Origin of the sequence: Stenotrophomonas maltophilia group sp. RY12688, from assembly GCF_052149045.1 — a bacterium.
GTDB lineage: Bacteria > Pseudomonadota > Gammaproteobacteria > Xanthomonadales > Xanthomonadaceae > Stenotrophomonas > Stenotrophomonas sepilia.
The window spans coordinates 1,553,370-1,568,667 of sequence record NZ_CP197389.1 but is presented as its reverse complement, the minus strand read 5'-3'; the positions used below and the strand labels follow the sequence as shown (position 1 = coordinate 1,568,667).

17 protein-coding genes and 1 tRNA gene are annotated in these 15,298 nt (G+C 62.3%); 1 reads left to right on the top strand and 17 read right to left on the bottom strand.

The annotated features are described in order from the left end of the window. Positions 1-54: 54 nt before the first annotated feature. Positions 55-1,341 carry a nucleotide sugar dehydrogenase gene (locus ACS0OT_RS07425; protein WP_005416007.1) on the bottom strand — a complete coding sequence of 429 codons (1,287 nt, stop codon included), beginning with the start codon at positions 1,339-1,341 and terminating at the stop codon, positions 55-57. A gap of 143 nt (positions 1,342-1,484) precedes the next feature. Beyond that, positions 1,485-1,919 carry a BLUF domain-containing protein gene (locus ACS0OT_RS07420; protein WP_005416006.1) on the bottom strand — a complete coding sequence of 145 codons (435 nt, stop codon included), beginning with the start codon at positions 1,917-1,919 and terminating at the stop codon, positions 1,485-1,487. Between the two features lie 130 nt (positions 1,920-2,049). Between ACS0OT_RS07420 and ACS0OT_RS07415 the strand changes: the two genes are divergently transcribed. Beyond that, positions 2,050-2,136, top strand: a tRNA-Leu gene (locus tag ACS0OT_RS07415). A gap of 62 nt (positions 2,137-2,198) precedes the next feature. Here the strand turns inward: ACS0OT_RS07415 and ACS0OT_RS07410 are convergent. The 15 genes from ACS0OT_RS07410 to ACS0OT_RS07340 form a co-directional block, all read right to left on the bottom strand. Beyond that, complete coding sequence (locus tag ACS0OT_RS07410; RefSeq protein ID WP_442256153.1) at positions 2,199-2,441, bottom strand: hypothetical protein; 243 nt, start codon at positions 2,439-2,441, stop codon at positions 2,199-2,201. 98 nt (positions 2,442-2,539) lie between these two features. Further along, on the bottom strand, positions 2,540-2,875 hold the full coding sequence (locus ACS0OT_RS07405) for a tail fiber assembly protein (protein ID WP_442256152.1): 336 nt from the start codon (positions 2,873-2,875) through the stop codon (positions 2,540-2,542). Position 2,876: 1 nt separating this feature from the next. Next, positions 2,877-3,701: a hypothetical protein gene (locus ACS0OT_RS07400; protein WP_442256151.1), complete on the bottom strand. Its 825-nt coding sequence runs from the start codon at positions 3,699-3,701 to the stop codon at positions 2,877-2,879. Further along, positions 3,701-4,456 carry a hypothetical protein gene (locus tag ACS0OT_RS07395; RefSeq protein WP_442256150.1) on the bottom strand — a complete coding sequence of 252 codons (756 nt, stop codon included), beginning with the start codon at positions 4,454-4,456 and terminating at the stop codon, positions 3,701-3,703. Before ACS0OT_RS07395 ends, ACS0OT_RS07400 begins: the two co-directional genes overlap by 1 nt. Then, entirely contained in the window at positions 4,456-5,250 is a 795-nt protein-coding gene (locus ACS0OT_RS07390; RefSeq protein WP_442256149.1) for a hypothetical protein, read from the bottom strand. Before ACS0OT_RS07390 ends, ACS0OT_RS07395 begins: the two co-directional genes overlap by 1 nt. A gap of 311 nt (positions 5,251-5,561) precedes the next feature. After that, positions 5,562-7,676 (bottom strand): hypothetical protein, encoded by a 2,115-nt coding sequence (locus ACS0OT_RS07385; protein WP_442256148.1) that lies wholly within the window; start codon positions 7,674-7,676, stop codon positions 5,562-5,564. Then, a complete protein-coding gene (locus ACS0OT_RS07380) occupies positions 7,676-9,079 on the bottom strand; it encodes a hypothetical protein (RefSeq protein WP_442256147.1) in 1,404 nt (467 codons plus the stop codon). The genes ACS0OT_RS07385 and ACS0OT_RS07380 overlap by 1 nt, the downstream gene beginning before the upstream one ends. A 1-nt stretch (position 9,080) precedes the next feature. Beyond that, the gene (locus ACS0OT_RS07375; protein ID WP_442256146.1) at positions 9,081-9,884 is read right to left on the bottom strand and encodes a hypothetical protein; all 804 of its coding nucleotides are present in this window, start codon (positions 9,882-9,884) and stop codon (positions 9,081-9,083) included. Positions 9,885-9,939: 55 nt separating this feature from the next. After that, positions 9,940-10,497 carry a GNAT family N-acetyltransferase gene (locus ACS0OT_RS07370; protein ID WP_442256145.1) on the bottom strand — a complete coding sequence of 186 codons (558 nt, stop codon included), beginning with the start codon at positions 10,495-10,497 and terminating at the stop codon, positions 9,940-9,942. Next, on the bottom strand, positions 10,497-10,724 hold the full coding sequence (locus ACS0OT_RS07365) for a hypothetical protein (RefSeq protein WP_442256144.1): 228 nt from the start codon (positions 10,722-10,724) through the stop codon (positions 10,497-10,499). Before ACS0OT_RS07365 ends, ACS0OT_RS07370 begins: the two co-directional genes overlap by 1 nt. Further along, entirely contained in the window at positions 10,717-13,137 is a 2,421-nt protein-coding gene (locus tag ACS0OT_RS07360) for a putative Ig domain-containing protein (protein ID WP_442256143.1), read from the bottom strand. The genes ACS0OT_RS07365 and ACS0OT_RS07360 overlap by 8 nt, the downstream gene beginning before the upstream one ends. Continuing rightward, positions 13,137-13,544, bottom strand: coding sequence for a packaged DNA stabilization gp4 family protein (locus tag ACS0OT_RS07355; protein WP_442256142.1), 408 nt, complete (start codon positions 13,542-13,544; stop codon positions 13,137-13,139). Before ACS0OT_RS07355 ends, ACS0OT_RS07360 begins: the two co-directional genes overlap by 1 nt. A 64-nt stretch (positions 13,545-13,608) precedes the next feature. Next, positions 13,609-13,878 carry a hypothetical protein gene (locus ACS0OT_RS07350; protein ID WP_172986166.1) on the bottom strand — a complete coding sequence of 90 codons (270 nt, stop codon included), beginning with the start codon at positions 13,876-13,878 and terminating at the stop codon, positions 13,609-13,611. 10 nt (positions 13,879-13,888) lie between these two features. Continuing rightward, the gene (locus ACS0OT_RS07345) at positions 13,889-14,092 is read right to left on the bottom strand and encodes a hypothetical protein (protein WP_401733433.1); all 204 of its coding nucleotides are present in this window, start codon (positions 14,090-14,092) and stop codon (positions 13,889-13,891) included. Positions 14,093-14,104: 12 nt separating this feature from the next. Then, entirely contained in the window at positions 14,105-15,295 is a 1,191-nt protein-coding gene (locus tag ACS0OT_RS07340; protein WP_019658917.1) for a P22 phage major capsid protein family protein, read from the bottom strand. Positions 15,296-15,298: the final 3 nt, after the last annotated feature.

Below are 15,298 nucleotides of genomic sequence, written 5' to 3'. Positions count from 1 at the left end.
GCGTTCCTTGGTTGCAACTGCCTGCGAGTCTACCGCGCCGGCCGTCACCGGCGTTTACAGGCGACCGTCAACCACATTGCGCGGCCAGGCCGATTTCACGTCGTAGACGATGCCGCCGGGTGCCAGCAGCGCCTGGATTGCGGCGTCATCCATGGCTTTGAATCGGGCATGGGCCACTGCCAGGACTACGGCGTCGTAACTCCCCGCCACCGGCTCGGCCAGCCAGTGCACGCCCGCGTCGGCCAATGCCGCCGGGCCGACCCACGGGTCGCTGACCTCCACCTGTGCGCCGGCATCACGCAGGCGCTGCGCCAGTTCCAGCGCGCGGCTGTTGCGCAGGTCCGGGCAATCCTCCTTGAAGGTCACGCCCAGCACCAGGATACGCGACTGCGCAGGTACGCGGCCACGTTCGGCCAGCATTGCCAGCACACGCGACGCCACATGCTCGCCGACGCGGTTGTTGACCTGCCGCGCGGTGTGGATCAGGTCCGGGTGGTAGCCCACGCTCTCGGACTTGTGCAGCAGGTAGTACGGGTCCACGCCGATGCAGTGGCCGCCGACCAGGCCCGGCCGGAATGGCAGGAAGTTCCACTTGCTGCCGGCGGCGTCGAGCACATCCTGGGTGTCGATGCCGAGCCGGTCGAAGATCAGCGCCAGCTCATTGACCAGCGCGATGTTGACGTCACGCTGGATGTTCTCCACCACCTTGGCCGCTTCGGCCACACGCATTGACGGCGCCGGGAAGGTGCCGGCGGCGATGATGCGCTGGTAGAGGCCATCAATCACCGCAGCCACTTCCGGTGTCGACCCCGAGGTGATCTTGCGGATATCGGCCAGGCGGCGCTGGCGGTCGCCGGGGCTGACCCGCTCCGGGCTGTAACCACAGTAGAAGTCTTCGTTGAAGCGCAGCCCGGAAAGCTGCTCCAGCAACGGCACGCAGACCTCTTCGGTGGTGCCGGGGTAGACCGTGGATTCGTAGATCACCAGGTCACCCGCACGCAGGTGGCTGGCGATCAGCCGCGTTGCCGAACGCAGCGGCTCCAGATCGGGCTGCTCATAGGCGTCGATCGGGGTCGGCACGGTAACGATGTAGACATTGCAGGCATCGAGCAATGCCGGATCGCTGCCGTACTGCAACTGCTGTGCACTGGCCAGCTCATCGGCCTCCATTTCCAGCGTATGGTCCTGGCCGTCGCGGAGCTCGGCGATGCGATCAGCATCGATGTCGAAGCCCAGCGTGGGCCAGTGCCGGCCGAAGGCCACCGCCAGCGGCAGGCCCACGTAGCCCAGCCCGATCACCGCGAAGCGCGGCGCCGCTGCTGCCGCAAGCGGCGCGCTCAACGCCGCATCCCATGCAACGGCTGAAATCGCATGCGTACTGCCATGGGCATGGCCGACCTACTCATTCGCTTTGCCACTCCGGGAAGATCCATGCCAGAAAGGCTACAGCCTAACGGCCCGGGGGCCCGGCCGCCAAGGTGGGGTCAGGAGCCCAGTGCGACCGCGGCCGGCTCCAGTTCACCATCGGCGCCGGTCCAGGCCTGCAGCAGGCGCTCGAAGCCACCGCAGCCAAGCACGAAGCCCGGCCATGAGGCGTCGACGATCTGTACCAGCAGTTCTGCCTCAATGCGCCGGGTCCCCATCGACCAGCGCGGGAATGCCCGCTGCGCCACCGGCGCGCGGCACAGCACCTTCAGTTGTCCATGGCTGCGCGCATTGGCGATGCGCTGGTACACCGAATCGATGCCATCCTCCGGGCCTTCCAGGTACTGCAGGAAACGGCTGCCATCGAACATCAGCACACCCGTGACACCGGCTACTCGGTTGAATGCGGTGGCATCGGCCAGCAGGCGGTCAAGATCGGTTGTCTGCAGGTCGGCGCGGGCCTCGCTGGCATAGGCAATCGCGTGCAGCGACATCGGGTGGCTCCCCCCTGGGAACGATGCTTTGGACTATGACATGAATGGGAGCGACAGTTAAGCACACCGCCGCTCCACTGCAATCCGGTCGGGATTCCGCAGCTGGGCTACAATCGGCGCCGCGCTGCAGGCCCGGATGGCGAAACTGGTAGACGCATCGGACTTAAAATCCGCCGGGGGCAACCCCATGCCGGTTCGATTCCGGCTCCGGGCACCAAGGCTTTCGGGCCTATTCCGCCAGCTAGCGCAAAACATGGCTGTGCAGTTTTTGTGCAGTAGTCACTCGGCGGGCTTGATCTTCCCCGCCTCCCTAGCTGCCAGGATAGCTGCGACTTCATGTCGCAGCCTGTCCTGATGCCGGATCACCCACAACACCATCCCATCCCTGCCCGTCCACTGGTTCTGGCAAGGCCGGACAATCCGCTGCCGGTAGTCCCGATGGAAGTCCAGGAACGCCTGCCAGAGTAGATCGTCCACCCTCTGCTGGATCCGGGCCACGCAGATGAAATGCAGACAGATCATGTCTGGCGCCTGGGTGTACGTTGAGGCCTTCTGCCACGTGAAGTCTGGGGGTAGTTCCATGCCGGGGAGGATACGCCTCCCCGTCTCATGGGTTGCGATCAGGGGGACACGGCGCCCTCTCCAGAACTGGCGGTGCCGTCCCTGATGGTGGGTAGCGTCGGCCACGGCACATCAGGGAACCCTGCAAGGCTGGGCAGATCTCTCAGCGCCTGCCGGTAGGTCTGATAGGCGGCCTTTTCCAGCGCTGTCAGCGGCGCATCTGGCATTTGCGTCCAGTCGGTGGCGCGGAGGCGCTGGCTGCGCTCGGCCTTCATCTGATCGGCCTTGATCTTCTGCAGCAACTGCGGCGGGATCTCTGCAACCATCGTCTCCCCTGTGGACAGCGGCATCCCTTCCGTTACCGCCCTGAACCCCGAATCAGTGATCGCAAACATTTCAGCGCTCATAAACATACCCCAAAACCCAGACATCAAGACCTGTACTCGCAGCCGGGGCACTGTTGAACACATAGGCAATCTGCTGGTTTGAGTCGATCAGATACTGGCTGGATAGACGGCCTGAAGGGCGTACGAAAGTGATCACATCTGCAACCACATCGATGTACGGCACGCCTACATATGCGATGGCGCCGTTGGATGTAGAGTTCTCCACATAGAGTAGTGCGCGGCTTCCGGAGATAGGGATGGATGCCGCCAGACTCACGCTGGTTTGAGTTGTCGCAGCGCCAGTCGCCAACGGATGTAATGGCGAATTGTTGATGCTGGTGGCATACCCGACCATGCCCGTCTGCGAAGCGTGGTCAAAACGCATGACCTGTGCGCTGGCATTCGTCCTGAAGCTGCCGATGTACCGACGCGAGGTGTCGCCGGTCTTGGTGCGGGCGGTTCCGTTGTAAGGGGTATCCGGCGCTGTGGTAGTCACCTCCACATCAGGCGTTCCGGCATTGCTGTAGATGTAGGCGTGATACCATGTGTTGGCGGCGAGCGTCGGTGTCTTCGTGACAGCCGCAGCCAGTGTCAGCGCTCGGCCCAACGATGGAATATATGCAGAGCCGCTGGTGAACCGGATCTGCGTGCCCGATACCCACTCCATCTTCAGGCCATCGATGTAGCCAGCAGGGATCGGCTGGCCGCTCATCGGCGTGACCAGGCCAGCGTCATCCTTGTACGATGGGACGCCGGTATCGCTGACGAACAGCGTCACCTTGTTGGTGGCAGGAGTTGGCACTAGCGACGCCAGCCGCTTGAACATGGTCAGCATTACGAAACCTCCACCAGCGCGCCGTCCAGAACGATGCTGGACCCGTCGCCGAGGTTGATGGGGAGAGTGAACAGCGCCTGCTGGTTCAGCGGCACCAGGAACGATTGCCCGTCGGGGATGTTGTAGGGCACAAAGCTCCCACCTGAAGCAGTCACGACGGTCCATCCGCCGCTCTGGCGGGCGTACTGTTGGCCGTCCGTCGGCGCCTCGGGGAAATACTTGTTGGTGCTGCCTGCGGGGAGGTCATCCGTGGTGGCCGATTGGGTGCCCGACACCCTGCCCTTTGCGTCCCTGGTGATCTTGACCAGCGCGGCGCCTACGCCAGAGTTAGCGAGATCTGCCAAGCCGAAATTGGTGACGCCGTCTACGCCAACTGCCTTGGTCAACTCGCCAGCGGCGACAGTGATAGCGCCTGATACAGGGAACCACCCCTTGGCACCGGTAGGCCCTGTCCCGTAATACTGCGTATTCCCAGGTAGCGCGGCGTCTCCCTGGAGGGAAATCACCACGACGTTGCCCGGCTGAGGCACACCGTTTACGGAGACTGAGCCTTGGCCCAGGATCTGGAAATCGAGAGATTGCCCACTTTCCAACTCATCGACGCGACGCTGAAGCTCGGCGACGACAGCAGCCAGCTCGTCCTGACTCAGGCTTGAGGCCAGCCGGAGCCAGTAGTTCATCCATGCTTGGGTAGCGAAGCCCCGAGCATCAACAACCGGCTGGTCAAAGCGCGGCTGTTCGGCTGGCGTCGCCATCAGCTGGCAACCTTCCCGATGGCGCGCCACATGATCGGCAGGGGGCTGGTCAGGTTGTACTGCGATTTCACGTCATCGACGCCGAGATCCCACGACACAGTGGCTCCCGTGGTGCTGACAGCCGACACGCCGATATCGCCGATGAAGCCAGCTGCGACTACGCCCGAGCCCTTGTTGATTGTGACCTGTAGGTTCGGCACCGTGGTGTATGCCGTCGGGAACGTGATCGTGCCGGTGGCGATCTGAGCGCCGCTGGCAGGGATCGAGGCAGTATCCCACTGCTCAAGGATGACCGAGCTGGTGCCGACGTACTTGACCGAGGTGTCCGTGACCACGATTGGCGAAACCGGCGCCGTCGGCTGGGCCTGAAGGACATAGCCACCGCCACTGGCAACGACCATCTTCCCGTCGGAGCCGGTGGGGTCAGGAAGCTGGATCAGGTTCGCCCACAGCACCACCGAACCGTCATTGGTCAGGAACTTGCCTGCTTCCAGAGTCGGGAAAACGTTGTCCCCGACCGAGCCGTCATTGACATCCCGGGTCCAGATCACCGCACCCAGGCTATCGGTCAGCCGTACGGTGTAGGACCCGGACAGCCAGATGTTCACGTTGGCCCGGCCCGAGCTGTCCAGCGGCACCGGGTTGGTGTTTGGGATCGTCAGCGCCTGGTCCGACCAAGTCATGCGGGGATTGGTCGTGCCCTGGTCATAGAACTGCAGGAAGCCACCGGCCACCGGCTGATTGCTCAGGATGTCGAAATAGACCGGGTTCGGATCGTAGAAGCGGCCGCTCATGGGATCTCCCAAAGAAAAAGCCCGCTCTTGGCGGGCTTGAATGGCTGGGACCGAAAAGGGCCTATTTCTAGGCTTATCCCTTGCGGTGCAATGGTTTTGACCGGGACCGAAGTGCGCTTAGGCAGCAATCCCAGATGGGTGGTAGGATTCGGGCCAGATATCCACAGGCCCGGGCCATGAGTAAGGAAAAGTTCGACCTATCCAACGTCGGCGGACAGCCGAAGGATTGGGCTCAGAAGGACCGCGAGTATCGCCGCGACTTTTCAGCGTGGGACCGGACAAAGCTGCTGCTTGTTCCGATCATTTGCGTGCTAGCGATTGTTGGCGGTGTTGCCTATTTCGCCTTGCGCGCGTCCCAGTTCGGCGGCTAGCTCTGCCATTTCGGGATCCTGCGTTTTATTGGCCTGCTGCGTCAGATAGTTGATGAAGGCAGGGACTGCCGACTCAGGAAGTGTGGTTGCCCTTGCAAGCATCTGAACTGTCTTGGGATTAGTCAGCCATCGAGCTGCCAAATTGGCTCCGAGGCCTGATCCCACCAGTCCCGTAGTGCCACCCGTGAACAGACTGCCTACCAGCGCGGCGCCATAGGTCATCGCAGCAGCTCGGTTCGCCGTGCCTGACGGATTGGCGAAGACTTGCGAGCCGCTCTTGACGTTGTCGGCAACTCGTGCGATCCGATCTACATCACGACTGAAGTCCTTGCCGTAGCGGTCAAACAAGGCGCGCTTGGCCTCGGGACTGACCCGGTTCCAGTTGGTCAGGAACGTCGCGGCGCTGAAAGCCTCGCCGGTTGCATCCTGTGCGCCAGGATTCGCAAGGCCCATGCGCTTGATCACGGCGCTTGTCACAGCCTTCTGCCCGTCCTGCGGCAGAGACTGCATCACAGCCCGCAGCGTGGTGCCACCGTCACGGGTGCCCGACATCGCCGCGTTGTAGATCGCCTCGCCACCTCCGTTCTTGTCGATGACGCGCTGGACCTGCTCCAGACGGTCTGCCGCCGCCCGGGTGTAGTTGTTTGCGCGTTTGGCTGCTGCCACGGCCTGCGGACCTTGGGACTGCGCCGCAGCTTCCATATCCCGCGACAGGGCAGCGTAGAGCTGCTTGAGCTCGCGAGTTGGGGTCTCCGGCGAGAGCGAGAAGTCGCTGATCTGCTCGCCAATGTCGGTCCGGATGCGCTTCAAGGCCGAATACGGGATCTGGCCGCCACCAGCCTGCAGATCAGCAGCAAGGTTCTGCTGTAGGGCTGCGATGCGCGGGTTGATGAGCGAGCCGGTAGTTTCCACCGCGCCAGGCATAGGAGTGGTCAGCTTCTGAACCGTCTGCATGGTGTTGCTCAGCCCAACCGGAGTCGACTCAGGGATGAACCTGTCGGCCTGCCAGTAGAGCGCCCGCTTCTGGGCATTGACGTTCTTGGCGAACGTCTCGGCGCCACGCTCGATAGCGCGCCCTGCTCGCTCAGCACTCGGGTTACGGCTGAATTGCTCAGCCAGATTCTGCAAGCCTTCGCCAATATCCTCGCCCTGACGGGTAGCGAATCGGTTCATCACGCCAGCACTGGTTGGGCCGCCAGCCAGCAGGTTTTCGACACCCTGGACCATGCGGTTGCCAGATGCTTGGCCTACGGAAGGCGTCGCGCCAAGCCGCTCGAAGTCGGCCAGAGTGTTGCGCATCTGCTCGCCAGAGCTACCGCGCACTGCGCCACGCAATGCGGCCCCAGCACCTGTCGCCAGCGCGCTCGGCCCCAAGCTGCCAGCCAGGCCAGCCAGCAGCTGGTTTCCCTGCGACGCGCCAGACTCACGGGCTAGCGAGGATGCGCCGGCACCGCCAGCAGCGGACGCCGCCTGCATGGCCGGCTGAGCAGTCAGGAAGTTCGCCAGCTGATTGGTTGCAGGGGCAGCCGCTCCCCGTCCAGCGTTGGCAAGGGCGTTGATGCCACCACCAATCCCGAGCGTCAGGCCAGTTCCAGTCAAAGCCTCGCCAACATCACCCAGCACGCGATCACCGGAGGTCTGAGCCTGCGGCAGCCCGAGACGGTCGGCCAAGGCCATAGCCTCTTCCCGATACGGACGAGCCTCCTGTATGCCCACAGCGCGGGCCACAGGATTGACGATGTAGTTGTTGAACGCATCGCCGCCAACGGCGCCAAGCAAACCGCCAACGCCCTGCAGCACGGAACGGGCGCCATAGGCAAGGTCACGCCCTACACCGTAATTCCAACCGTCAGGGGCTACGGGTGCCTGCTGTGGCTGTTGATCAGCCACTGACTGACGCGTGCCCCCAACGATGTCGATGTTGAGTGGGGCCTGCTCGAATCCTTGCCCATCATCAGCCACGATGGGGTCGGCATCCCACGGGTTGCCCTGCGCCTGCATCTGAGGCGCAGCCGGGGCCTCAACGATTGGATCGTTGTCCCAGGGGTTTGCCATTAGCGCTTCCTCCGCTGGGTGCCATCCGGCGCAATGAAAAGGGTTCCGCTCGGAAGTGCGTTGTACTCAGCTGCGGACTGGATCTGGCGCGGGGCACCCTGCGGCTGCATCGGGGCCGGGGCACCAGCTGCCTGCGCCTTGGTCTGCGCACGGGTAATCGCAGCCTGGGCTACATCGCGCAGGTCCTGAAGCGACTGACGGAACGCCGCTTCACTCTGATCGCGGTTGAGTCTGGCAATCGCCTGTTCTGCCTTGGTGCCTTCAACCTCGGTGATAGCACCACCACCCTTGAGGCTCTGGAATGCCTGTAGGAACGTACCGCCCTTGATCTGATCCAGCAGGACGCGGAAATCAGTGGCATCTGTGCCAGGGATGTAATTCCGGAGATCGGCACGGCCAGATGCGCCGACCGCAGTTGCAAGGCCCGGATGGCTGAGTGCCTTATCGATCAGGTTGATGGCGTTGGTGGATTCCTGCATCACGCGGGGCAAGCCCTGGATCGCCTCCAAGCGCGCCTCAGCCTCACCCTTGGCCTGAGCCGAACCGCCAGCCTGCTGGATTGCAGCCTGAGTCCGCATTGCCAGTTCGTCGGGCAGAAACCGCTGCTGAGCCTCCAGACGCGCAACCTCGCTGGCTCCCGCTTTCTCTGCCGCAGTCGGGACACGAACCGGACCGGAGCGCGGCGGCAGAACCATGTTGGACGGGACCTGCTGCCCAGCAGCCTCAGCGGCTCGGATCTGCTGCTGCACCTCCGGAGGGATACTCGGGTCGATGGTGTACTGCCCTGTTGCACCCTGCGCTGGGGCTTGTCCGCCACCAATATCAACGACAGCACCAGGACGGCCGCCAGAGGTGACCACGCCATACGGCAGTGCGCCCTCCTGCTCCATGACCCGGATCGATGCATTGTTTGGGCCAAGTACGCGCTGCGAGCCATCACGCATGATGGCTACACGGTTGCCGTTGCCGTCGATGTAGGTCGACTGCACGTTGCCACCTACGCCCATGCTTGGCGCGTTCTCAGCAATGGCTAGGACCTGGTCGACAATCGGCATGACCGAGGCGGCGTCGAATTCGTCCGGGATTTCAGCGCCGAAACTGCGCTTCAGGAACGGAACCGCCGAGCGATAGATGCCCGCCTGCATCTGCGGGTTGGCAGCGGACTGCTTCAGGGACTTGGCGAGGCCGAAAAGCTGCTGCTGCTGGCGGTTCCCTTCAGCCTGATACGCCTGGGCGCGCTGAGGGTCGAGCGCATAGGCGCGGTCCGTTGCGGCAAGGTCGCCCGCAATGACCTGCGGCCCGATCTGCTGCAGTTCGGCCAGCATGTTCCGGTTCTGCCTGTCCTGCTTCTGCTGCTGCCCCAGAGCATAGCCGCGGCTGTAGCTGTCGAAGAAATCTGCCATGTCAGCGGCTCCCGAAGTAGTTGCCGGCGAAGCCGCCGATGTTGCTGAGCGCGTTGTTCCACGCCTGCCCCTGATTGAGATAGGCAGAAGCTCGGGCATTGCCAGCGTTGGCAAGCTGGTTGCCGATTTGACCTGCCGTGTTCTGCCCCAGGCTGTTCAGCTCGCTGTTTGCGGAGCCACCGAGGCCTGCCAGCCGGAATAGCGAGTTTTGGAAGTTGCCGAAAGCCTTTGACCCAAGGTTCGATGCGAAGGTCATCCGGTCAGCATCAGCGCCACCCGAGTACAGACCACCACGCGCCGCAGCACCACGGTCGAGCGCGTTGATGCCTTCATCTCGTGCTACGAGGTAGTCGGGCGTTTGATAGAACATGCTGAAGTCAGGGGTGCCAGTACCCTGATTCAGGGTCCCGCCTCCCGCCAGCGCATTGCCAGTTCCACCGCCCGTGGAGAACTGAAGGCTCCCACCGCCACCAGTGCTGCCACTGCTGAAGAAGCCCATCGGGTCGTAGCTGGTGCCGCCAAACTGCCCGGCCAGGTTCGCCGGATCCGTGATCTTGTCGAAGAGGCTGCGTTTCTTCTTCTTGGCTGGTTCAGGCTGGGTGATCTGAATGCCGCTCGAGAGCGGCGCCGAGTAGGTCGGCAGGCCATACATCTGTGCCAAAAGATTGAGCGCGCCAGTGCCAGTCACCTGATACGGCAGCGTGTCCGCACGGCTTTGGTTGTACATCGCGACCTGGGCGTTGATCGCGTCGCGAGAGGCACCCGTGGCCGCATCGCCTGCACGCCCGGCAGCGTCCGCCTGCATTTTCCCGCCAACAAGGCTTCCGGCAGCCCCCACAATTGCACCTACAGCTGGCATATCAGCTCTCCAATACCGAATAGTCGTCGTTCATCACTGCCCAGCGGTATCGCAGGCGCAGGCCCTTGTTCTTGTTGTCCATTGCGCAGCAGCGCTCATAGGCCCATTGCGGGCCATCAGTACCGCGCAGCCATAGATCGATGTCCCAGCTGTAGTGTTTCACGTCGTGGGCAACACCACCGCGCAGGAAGGCAGCAGGTCGCACGTAGTCGAGGCGGAACCCGACGCGCTCGGTCAGGCGCAGGGCTGGCACGTTGTCTACCGGCACCTTCGTCACGATCTTGGTAACTTCGGTCCCGCAGAACAGGTATTCCGCCGCCTGAGCGCAGAACCGGGCCACTCCTTTGGTGCCAGGCAGAAACACCGTGTGCACCTCAACCACGGCATCACCTAGCCGGTGGAAGAAGAACCCGCCGCCGTCGAACTCGATGCCAATGCCCTGATCGAAGATCGCAGCGAGCGGCCACGACCCCTCCACGCCATCCGGTCCAATCCACGGACGCACGGCAGGGTGATCCATGACTTCCTGCAGGAAGCATGGATCGGTCGAGATCTTCATCAGTCGTCCGTCTGTTCCGGAGTCAGCACTGCGCCGAGCAGGTCATGCTTGCGCGGCGAGGAAACACGAATGCGGAACACGCGCTGACGGGACTTGCCAAGGCGCATGAAACGCACGCGCTTGGCGTACTGCCCAACCTCACCGATGCTGCGGCGCTTCCAGTTGCTCCATGTATGGCCGCCGTCAATGCTGTAGCACATCTCTACGAAGTGATCGGTGTCAGCCATTGGTCACCACCGGGAAGGCAATCGACTGCGCTCCGGACCCAACCGGGTATGGCATTGTGGAAGTGGTCCAGGTCGCGCCACGATCAGAGGACGATGCAACGCCCGCAAGCGTGCCAGATGTAGGTGCCACGCCACTGACGACAATCCGGCCATTCGCCGCGTAGATTTCATAGATCCCGTCCAGCCCGGGCACGGTAACCCTGGTCCATGTCCCGCCGTCATCATCAGAGTAGACGAGATTATTGGTTCCAGACTGTGGCTGCCCAGCCATGAACCAACGTCCATCCATGTAGAGGCCGCACCTCGCATCAGGGAAAGCGGCTCCGCCTGGGCTAAGGGTTACCCAGGCACCGTTCTTGAAGCGCATTACCTGATTCAAGGTGCCGAACGACAGGATCACCGTGCCGCTTGTAATGATGCATCTCTCACCAGCTTGGGGAATGCCATATCCGGTGGGTGTCCAGGTGCTTGGTGATTCCTCATCGGAGTAGTACATGCCGTAGGACGGCCCTACCTGCTGGTAGGAGTACCACCGACCAGACGCCAACCTGGCAACGTCTCGGATCTGCAGACTGCTCGGAAGCGTCCTTGCGGTCCATGTCTGCCCCCCATCCTGGACCGCGTAGTAGGTGTTGGCTGGAGCACCATCAGCATTCACAAATGCGAGCGTAGTAGCCCCAAATGTGCGAATCCTGCCGATATTGGCTGGAACGGTTACCGATGTGTTGGTCACGCCGTCGGCAACGTCAAAGTCTGTCGACCTCTCCGCCGTGGTTGTGGCGCCAATGACAATTACCGCTCCACCGGCACCCAGCTGCCGGCTTGCGCTGCCAGGCGTTGTAACAATGGGTGCACGATTGTATGGCCCCTGCCATGTGATGGCGTCGAAGCTTGCCCAAACCCGTGCATCAGGCACGTTTGCGCGGAGAAGCCAGAAGGCGGCACCAATAGCTACGGTGTCCGGAACCTCTGCCCACAAGCCGTTGGCATCGGTGACTCTTACTGTGAAGGCCGACGAGCCGACTACAGAGGGGTTCCCACTAAGAACGCCGCTTGTCGCATCAAGGGAAATCCCAGCAGGAAGTGCGCCCGAAGAAACTGAGAATGTGAAGGGTGCAGTGCCACTAGTGCGGGTATACGCAAAGCTGTAGGAACCACCAATGAAGCCATCCGGAGCGTTCCCACTAAGCAGAGGCATCGGCGGTTGCACAGGGAATGGCAGTGCTGTGGTTCCGGGGCCTTTGCCGGTATCAAGCACCAGCTCGGCGTTCGGAAGAAGCAGCGCGCTTTGATTGTCAGCCACCACGCCGGACGTGCGCTCGCTGATGATCGGCTGATCGCCCTCCAGGAAGTAGTCCCAATCCAGTTCCCAGAGCCGTCCATCCTGGAAGTCACCGCCGAACCATTCCCGCCCCCACTTCTGGGTGTGGCTCAGGCGCCAGCGGTTCAGGCCATAAGATTCACGGCGGTGCCACAGGCCTGTGATCACGTCGTAGCCGAACGTCTGGCCGTCCGGCAGGGTCAGGTAGTAGACCTTGTGGCCGCGATCCTCCCAGGTGAATGCGATGGCCTCGGACCAGTTGAAGCCAGTAATGGCCTTTTCGAGGACGCGGGTCGAGATTGGACGAGCCGCATAGCCCTCCATGCGGTAGACGACACCGTCATCGCCAAGCCAGAACAGGGTGTTGTCCAGCTTCTGGATAGTGTGCCGCGAGGCACAGCCACGGGTGATTGACTGGCGCCGGTTCTGGAACGTGCCGGTCTGACCACCCGCGTTAAAGAAGAACTCGATAGTGCGCTGACCGAAGACAACGACCTCAAACTGGCTCACTGCAAGGCCAACGATCTTGTCGGGGGATGCCTCAGCCTCGTAACGATCAAGGGTGTTGTAATCCGTGGCGTCTGCCAGATTGGAGTGGAACCAGAACCGCCCCTGCGGCTCGACGCCAAGAATGTAGGAATCCAGGTAGTCCGACGAGATCGACCCCGGATAGCCTTCGTCAGTGATCTTCGCGAAAGTGTCAGTGGATGTCGTGTAGACATAGCCGCCACCACCCTGCCCGTTCTCGATCAGCACTTGGTAGCCAGTCTTGAACTGGTTGTGCGTCATCTGCACCCGGCCAACCCCAGGAATCAGGCCAATCGGGATGCCTACCCCGGTGTTGCTTATACGGTAGAGGTATCGGCCCGACACGATCAGCCGCAGACCTTCGCAGTCGTGCATGCCGCGAATCGGACCGGTTCCGATCTGCTGATAGGGCCTCAGACCCGGTGGGGTCGCGAACATCGAGACCGTGCGCGTACCTGCCACCTCGGCCATCACCGGCAGCCAGTTCACCGTGTCCTGGCACGACCACGGCAGGCTGTCGCTGGTGTAGAAGCCACCGATCAGGTCTACGGGCTGGGCGCGCATTACCAGCGATACCCGTCGCTGCGGATGTTGTAACGGCAACGGAATCCAGGGATGCCGCGCTCCATCTCCATCGGGCTGGAAGCAAACACATCAGCCAGTACGTCGGACTTCAGCCGCCGAGCCTCTTCAAATACATCCGGGTCAATGCTTACGCCGTAGCGCGGGCGAAGCTTTACGGCGAGGTTGTACATGATGGCCTCATCGGCCTCCGGCACATTCGGCATCTCGTCGGCTGGATTGGAAACCGGAGACCAGCCCACCGAGTATCCGTTTGCTTCCCAGCGAATCATCATCTGGTTGAGGGTGAAGATGCCGGTCTCCATGTCCTCGGCCTCTGGTGCTTCAGTTGCGTCGAGAACGCGCAGCAATCCCAGGGCTCCAGCAACGATTTCGGAAACCTTCGACATGGCTACTCCCCAAAAAAGAAGGGCGCCCCGAAGGACGCCCAAATTCACTGACTACTGCGGCTTGTTACTTCTTGCCAGCGGCTTTGGATTCAGCCTTGGCCTCGCGCGCATCCAGCTTTTCCTGGCGTGCACGATTGGCCTTCTGAACCTCGGCGGCCGCATCAGCTGCAGACACCTCGTCTGCCGGAACCTCAGGGTTCCATTCCTCGCCGTTGGATCGCGGGAACTTCGGATACTCCCAGCCAGCGGCCAGTGCATCCTCTACCTCATCCCCCGCAAACAGCTTCACTTCGCCGTCCTTATGCAGGTACTTGGCGTGCTTGAACTCAGCCATGACGGCCTCCTTATGCGGTGGTCTTGATGATGCCCAGCGACGCCAGTGCGGTTGCCAGCTGGGCAGCCGTGACGCTTGCCAGGCTCAGTGCGGCGGGCTGAACTGCCGGGGTAGCTCCGAAAAAGCCGACCTTGGAGTCGGAGTTGCGGCCAACCAAGGTGCCATCGGGGGTTTCAGTCGCCGCAGCGGCGACGGTATCGGACGGAAGTGCCATCGTGTCTTCTCCTTAGAAGTTGGTCGGGTCGTTCGGAATAACAACGCCGAACTCGGGGCGCAGAACGGCCGAACCCCACAGGATGTCGACGCGATTCAGGAACTGATCGTTGACGGTGTCGTAGTCGCGGATCATGCGCAGGCTCAGGCCGTCGAACTGCATGCGGCTGGCCTCCTTGTTCTCCGGCAGCGGCAGGTCGACCGTTGCGAAGGTCAGGAAGTCGCGAGCGAAGCCGAGGTTGACGCCAGTCTGAGCGGTAGCGCCTAGGACCGAGACGGCGGCGGCAGCAGCCGGGGACGCGGTCACGTTCTGCTCCGGGCCGCTGGTGACGATTGCCGGGGAAATCTGCAGGTTGCCAGCGCCGCCGGCGTAGTTGGCCGTCACGACGAAGGTCTGCAGGACGCCGGTCGAGACCTTGGTGGCCGGGTTCACGGCAAACACGCCCGCGAAGGTGACATGCTGACCCGCAACCAGGGTGCCAGTGCCCGTGTTGACCGCAATGGAGCTGCCGGTCTGGTTGGCGCCGTTGACCTGATAGGTGCCCGGGATAGCCGAGGTGCCGTAGGCCTGTGCCGGCATGTTGGTGGTTTCGAACCAGTCGAAGCCAGCTGCGCGGGCCATCAGACCGTCTTCGTACTGCTCGGCCAGACGATCCTGGGCGTTGAAGAAGCCCTTCAGCTGGTCGACCACCTGCACGGTGCCACTGGTGTTGGTCACCATGAAGCGGCGAGTCGGTGCCAGGTTGTCGGTCAGTACCTTATTGGCACGCAACGCTTCCACGAAGTCCAGCTTGCCGTCGGCATTCGGGACGAAGTTGGCTGCAAACGGCAGGGCGCGCTGCAGAACAGTCTGCTCGATGCGCGAGGCCAGATCGGCGATGGGCTGATCCAGGTAGCGGGCGCTGAAGTCATCGATCTTCAGGGCCATGTCCGAGCTATTCCACACCAGATCGACGCCGGTCTGATCGGAGATGGTCAGCGGAACGGTCTTGTCGACCATGTTGGACGCATCCATGATGCGGCCACTGCGAATCTTGGCATGGGTCGGCACACGGATGTTGACGGTGTCGCCGATCTTGGCGCCAGTTACGGCGAACTCGCCCTTGTACTCCATATTGATCTTGCGCAGGAAGGTGAGCTTCTGACGCAGGACCGACAGGATTTCGCGAGTGATTAGCTGGGTGGTGAGAAACTGATTTGCCATGGG

Bases quoted from the DNA above. Each gene is read 5' to 3' on its own strand.
- ACS0OT_RS07420 (WP_005416006.1), bottom strand. From the start codon at position 1,919: ATGTCGCTGCACGCGATTGCCTATGCCAGCGAGGCCCGCGCCGACCTG.
- ACS0OT_RS07410 (WP_442256153.1), bottom strand. From the start codon at position 2,441: ATGATCTGTCTGCATTTCATCTGCGTGGCCCGGATCCAGCAGAGGGTG.
- ACS0OT_RS07405 (WP_442256152.1), bottom strand. From the start codon at position 2,875: ATGTTTGCGATCACTGATTCGGGGTTCAGGGCGGTAACGGAAGGGATG.
- ACS0OT_RS07400 (WP_442256151.1), bottom strand. From the start codon at position 3,701: ATGCTGACCATGTTCAAGCGGCTGGCGTCGCTAGTGCCAACTCCTGCC.
- ACS0OT_RS07395 (WP_442256150.1), bottom strand. From the start codon at position 4,456: ATGGCGACGCCAGCCGAACAGCCGCGCTTTGACCAGCCGGTTGTTGAT.
- ACS0OT_RS07390 (WP_442256149.1), bottom strand. From the start codon at position 5,250: ATGAGCGGCCGCTTCTACGATCCGAACCCGGTCTATTTCGACATCCTG.
- ACS0OT_RS07385 (WP_442256148.1), bottom strand. From the start codon at position 7,676: ATGGCAAACCCCTGGGACAACGATCCAATCGTTGAGGCCCCGGCTGCG.
- ACS0OT_RS07380 (WP_442256147.1), bottom strand. From the start codon at position 9,079: ATGGCAGATTTCTTCGACAGCTACAGCCGCGGCTATGCTCTGGGGCAG.
- ACS0OT_RS07375 (WP_442256146.1), bottom strand. From the start codon at position 9,884: ATGCAGGCGGACGCTGCCGGGCGTGCAGGCGATGCGGCCACGGGTGCC.
- ACS0OT_RS07370 (WP_442256145.1), bottom strand. From the start codon at position 10,497: ATGAAGATCTCGACCGATCCATGCTTCCTGCAGGAAGTCATGGATCAC.
- ACS0OT_RS07365 (WP_442256144.1), bottom strand. From the start codon at position 10,724: ATGGCTGACACCGATCACTTCGTAGAGATGTGCTACAGCATTGACGGC.
- ACS0OT_RS07360 (WP_442256143.1), bottom strand. From the start codon at position 13,137: ATGCGCGCCCAGCCCGTAGACCTGATCGGTGGCTTCTACACCAGCGAC.
- ACS0OT_RS07355 (WP_442256142.1), bottom strand. From the start codon at position 13,544: ATGTCGAAGGTTTCCGAAATCGTTGCTGGAGCCCTGGGATTGCTGCGC.
- ACS0OT_RS07350 (WP_172986166.1), bottom strand. From the start codon at position 13,878: ATGGCTGAGTTCAAGCACGCCAAGTACCTGCATAAGGACGGCGAAGTG.
- ACS0OT_RS07345 (WP_401733433.1), bottom strand. From the start codon at position 14,092: ATGGCACTTCCGTCCGATACCGTCGCCGCTGCGGCGACTGAAACCCCC.
- ACS0OT_RS07340 (WP_019658917.1), bottom strand. From the start codon at position 15,295: ATGGCAAATCAGTTTCTCACCACCCAGCTAATCACTCGCGAAATCCTG.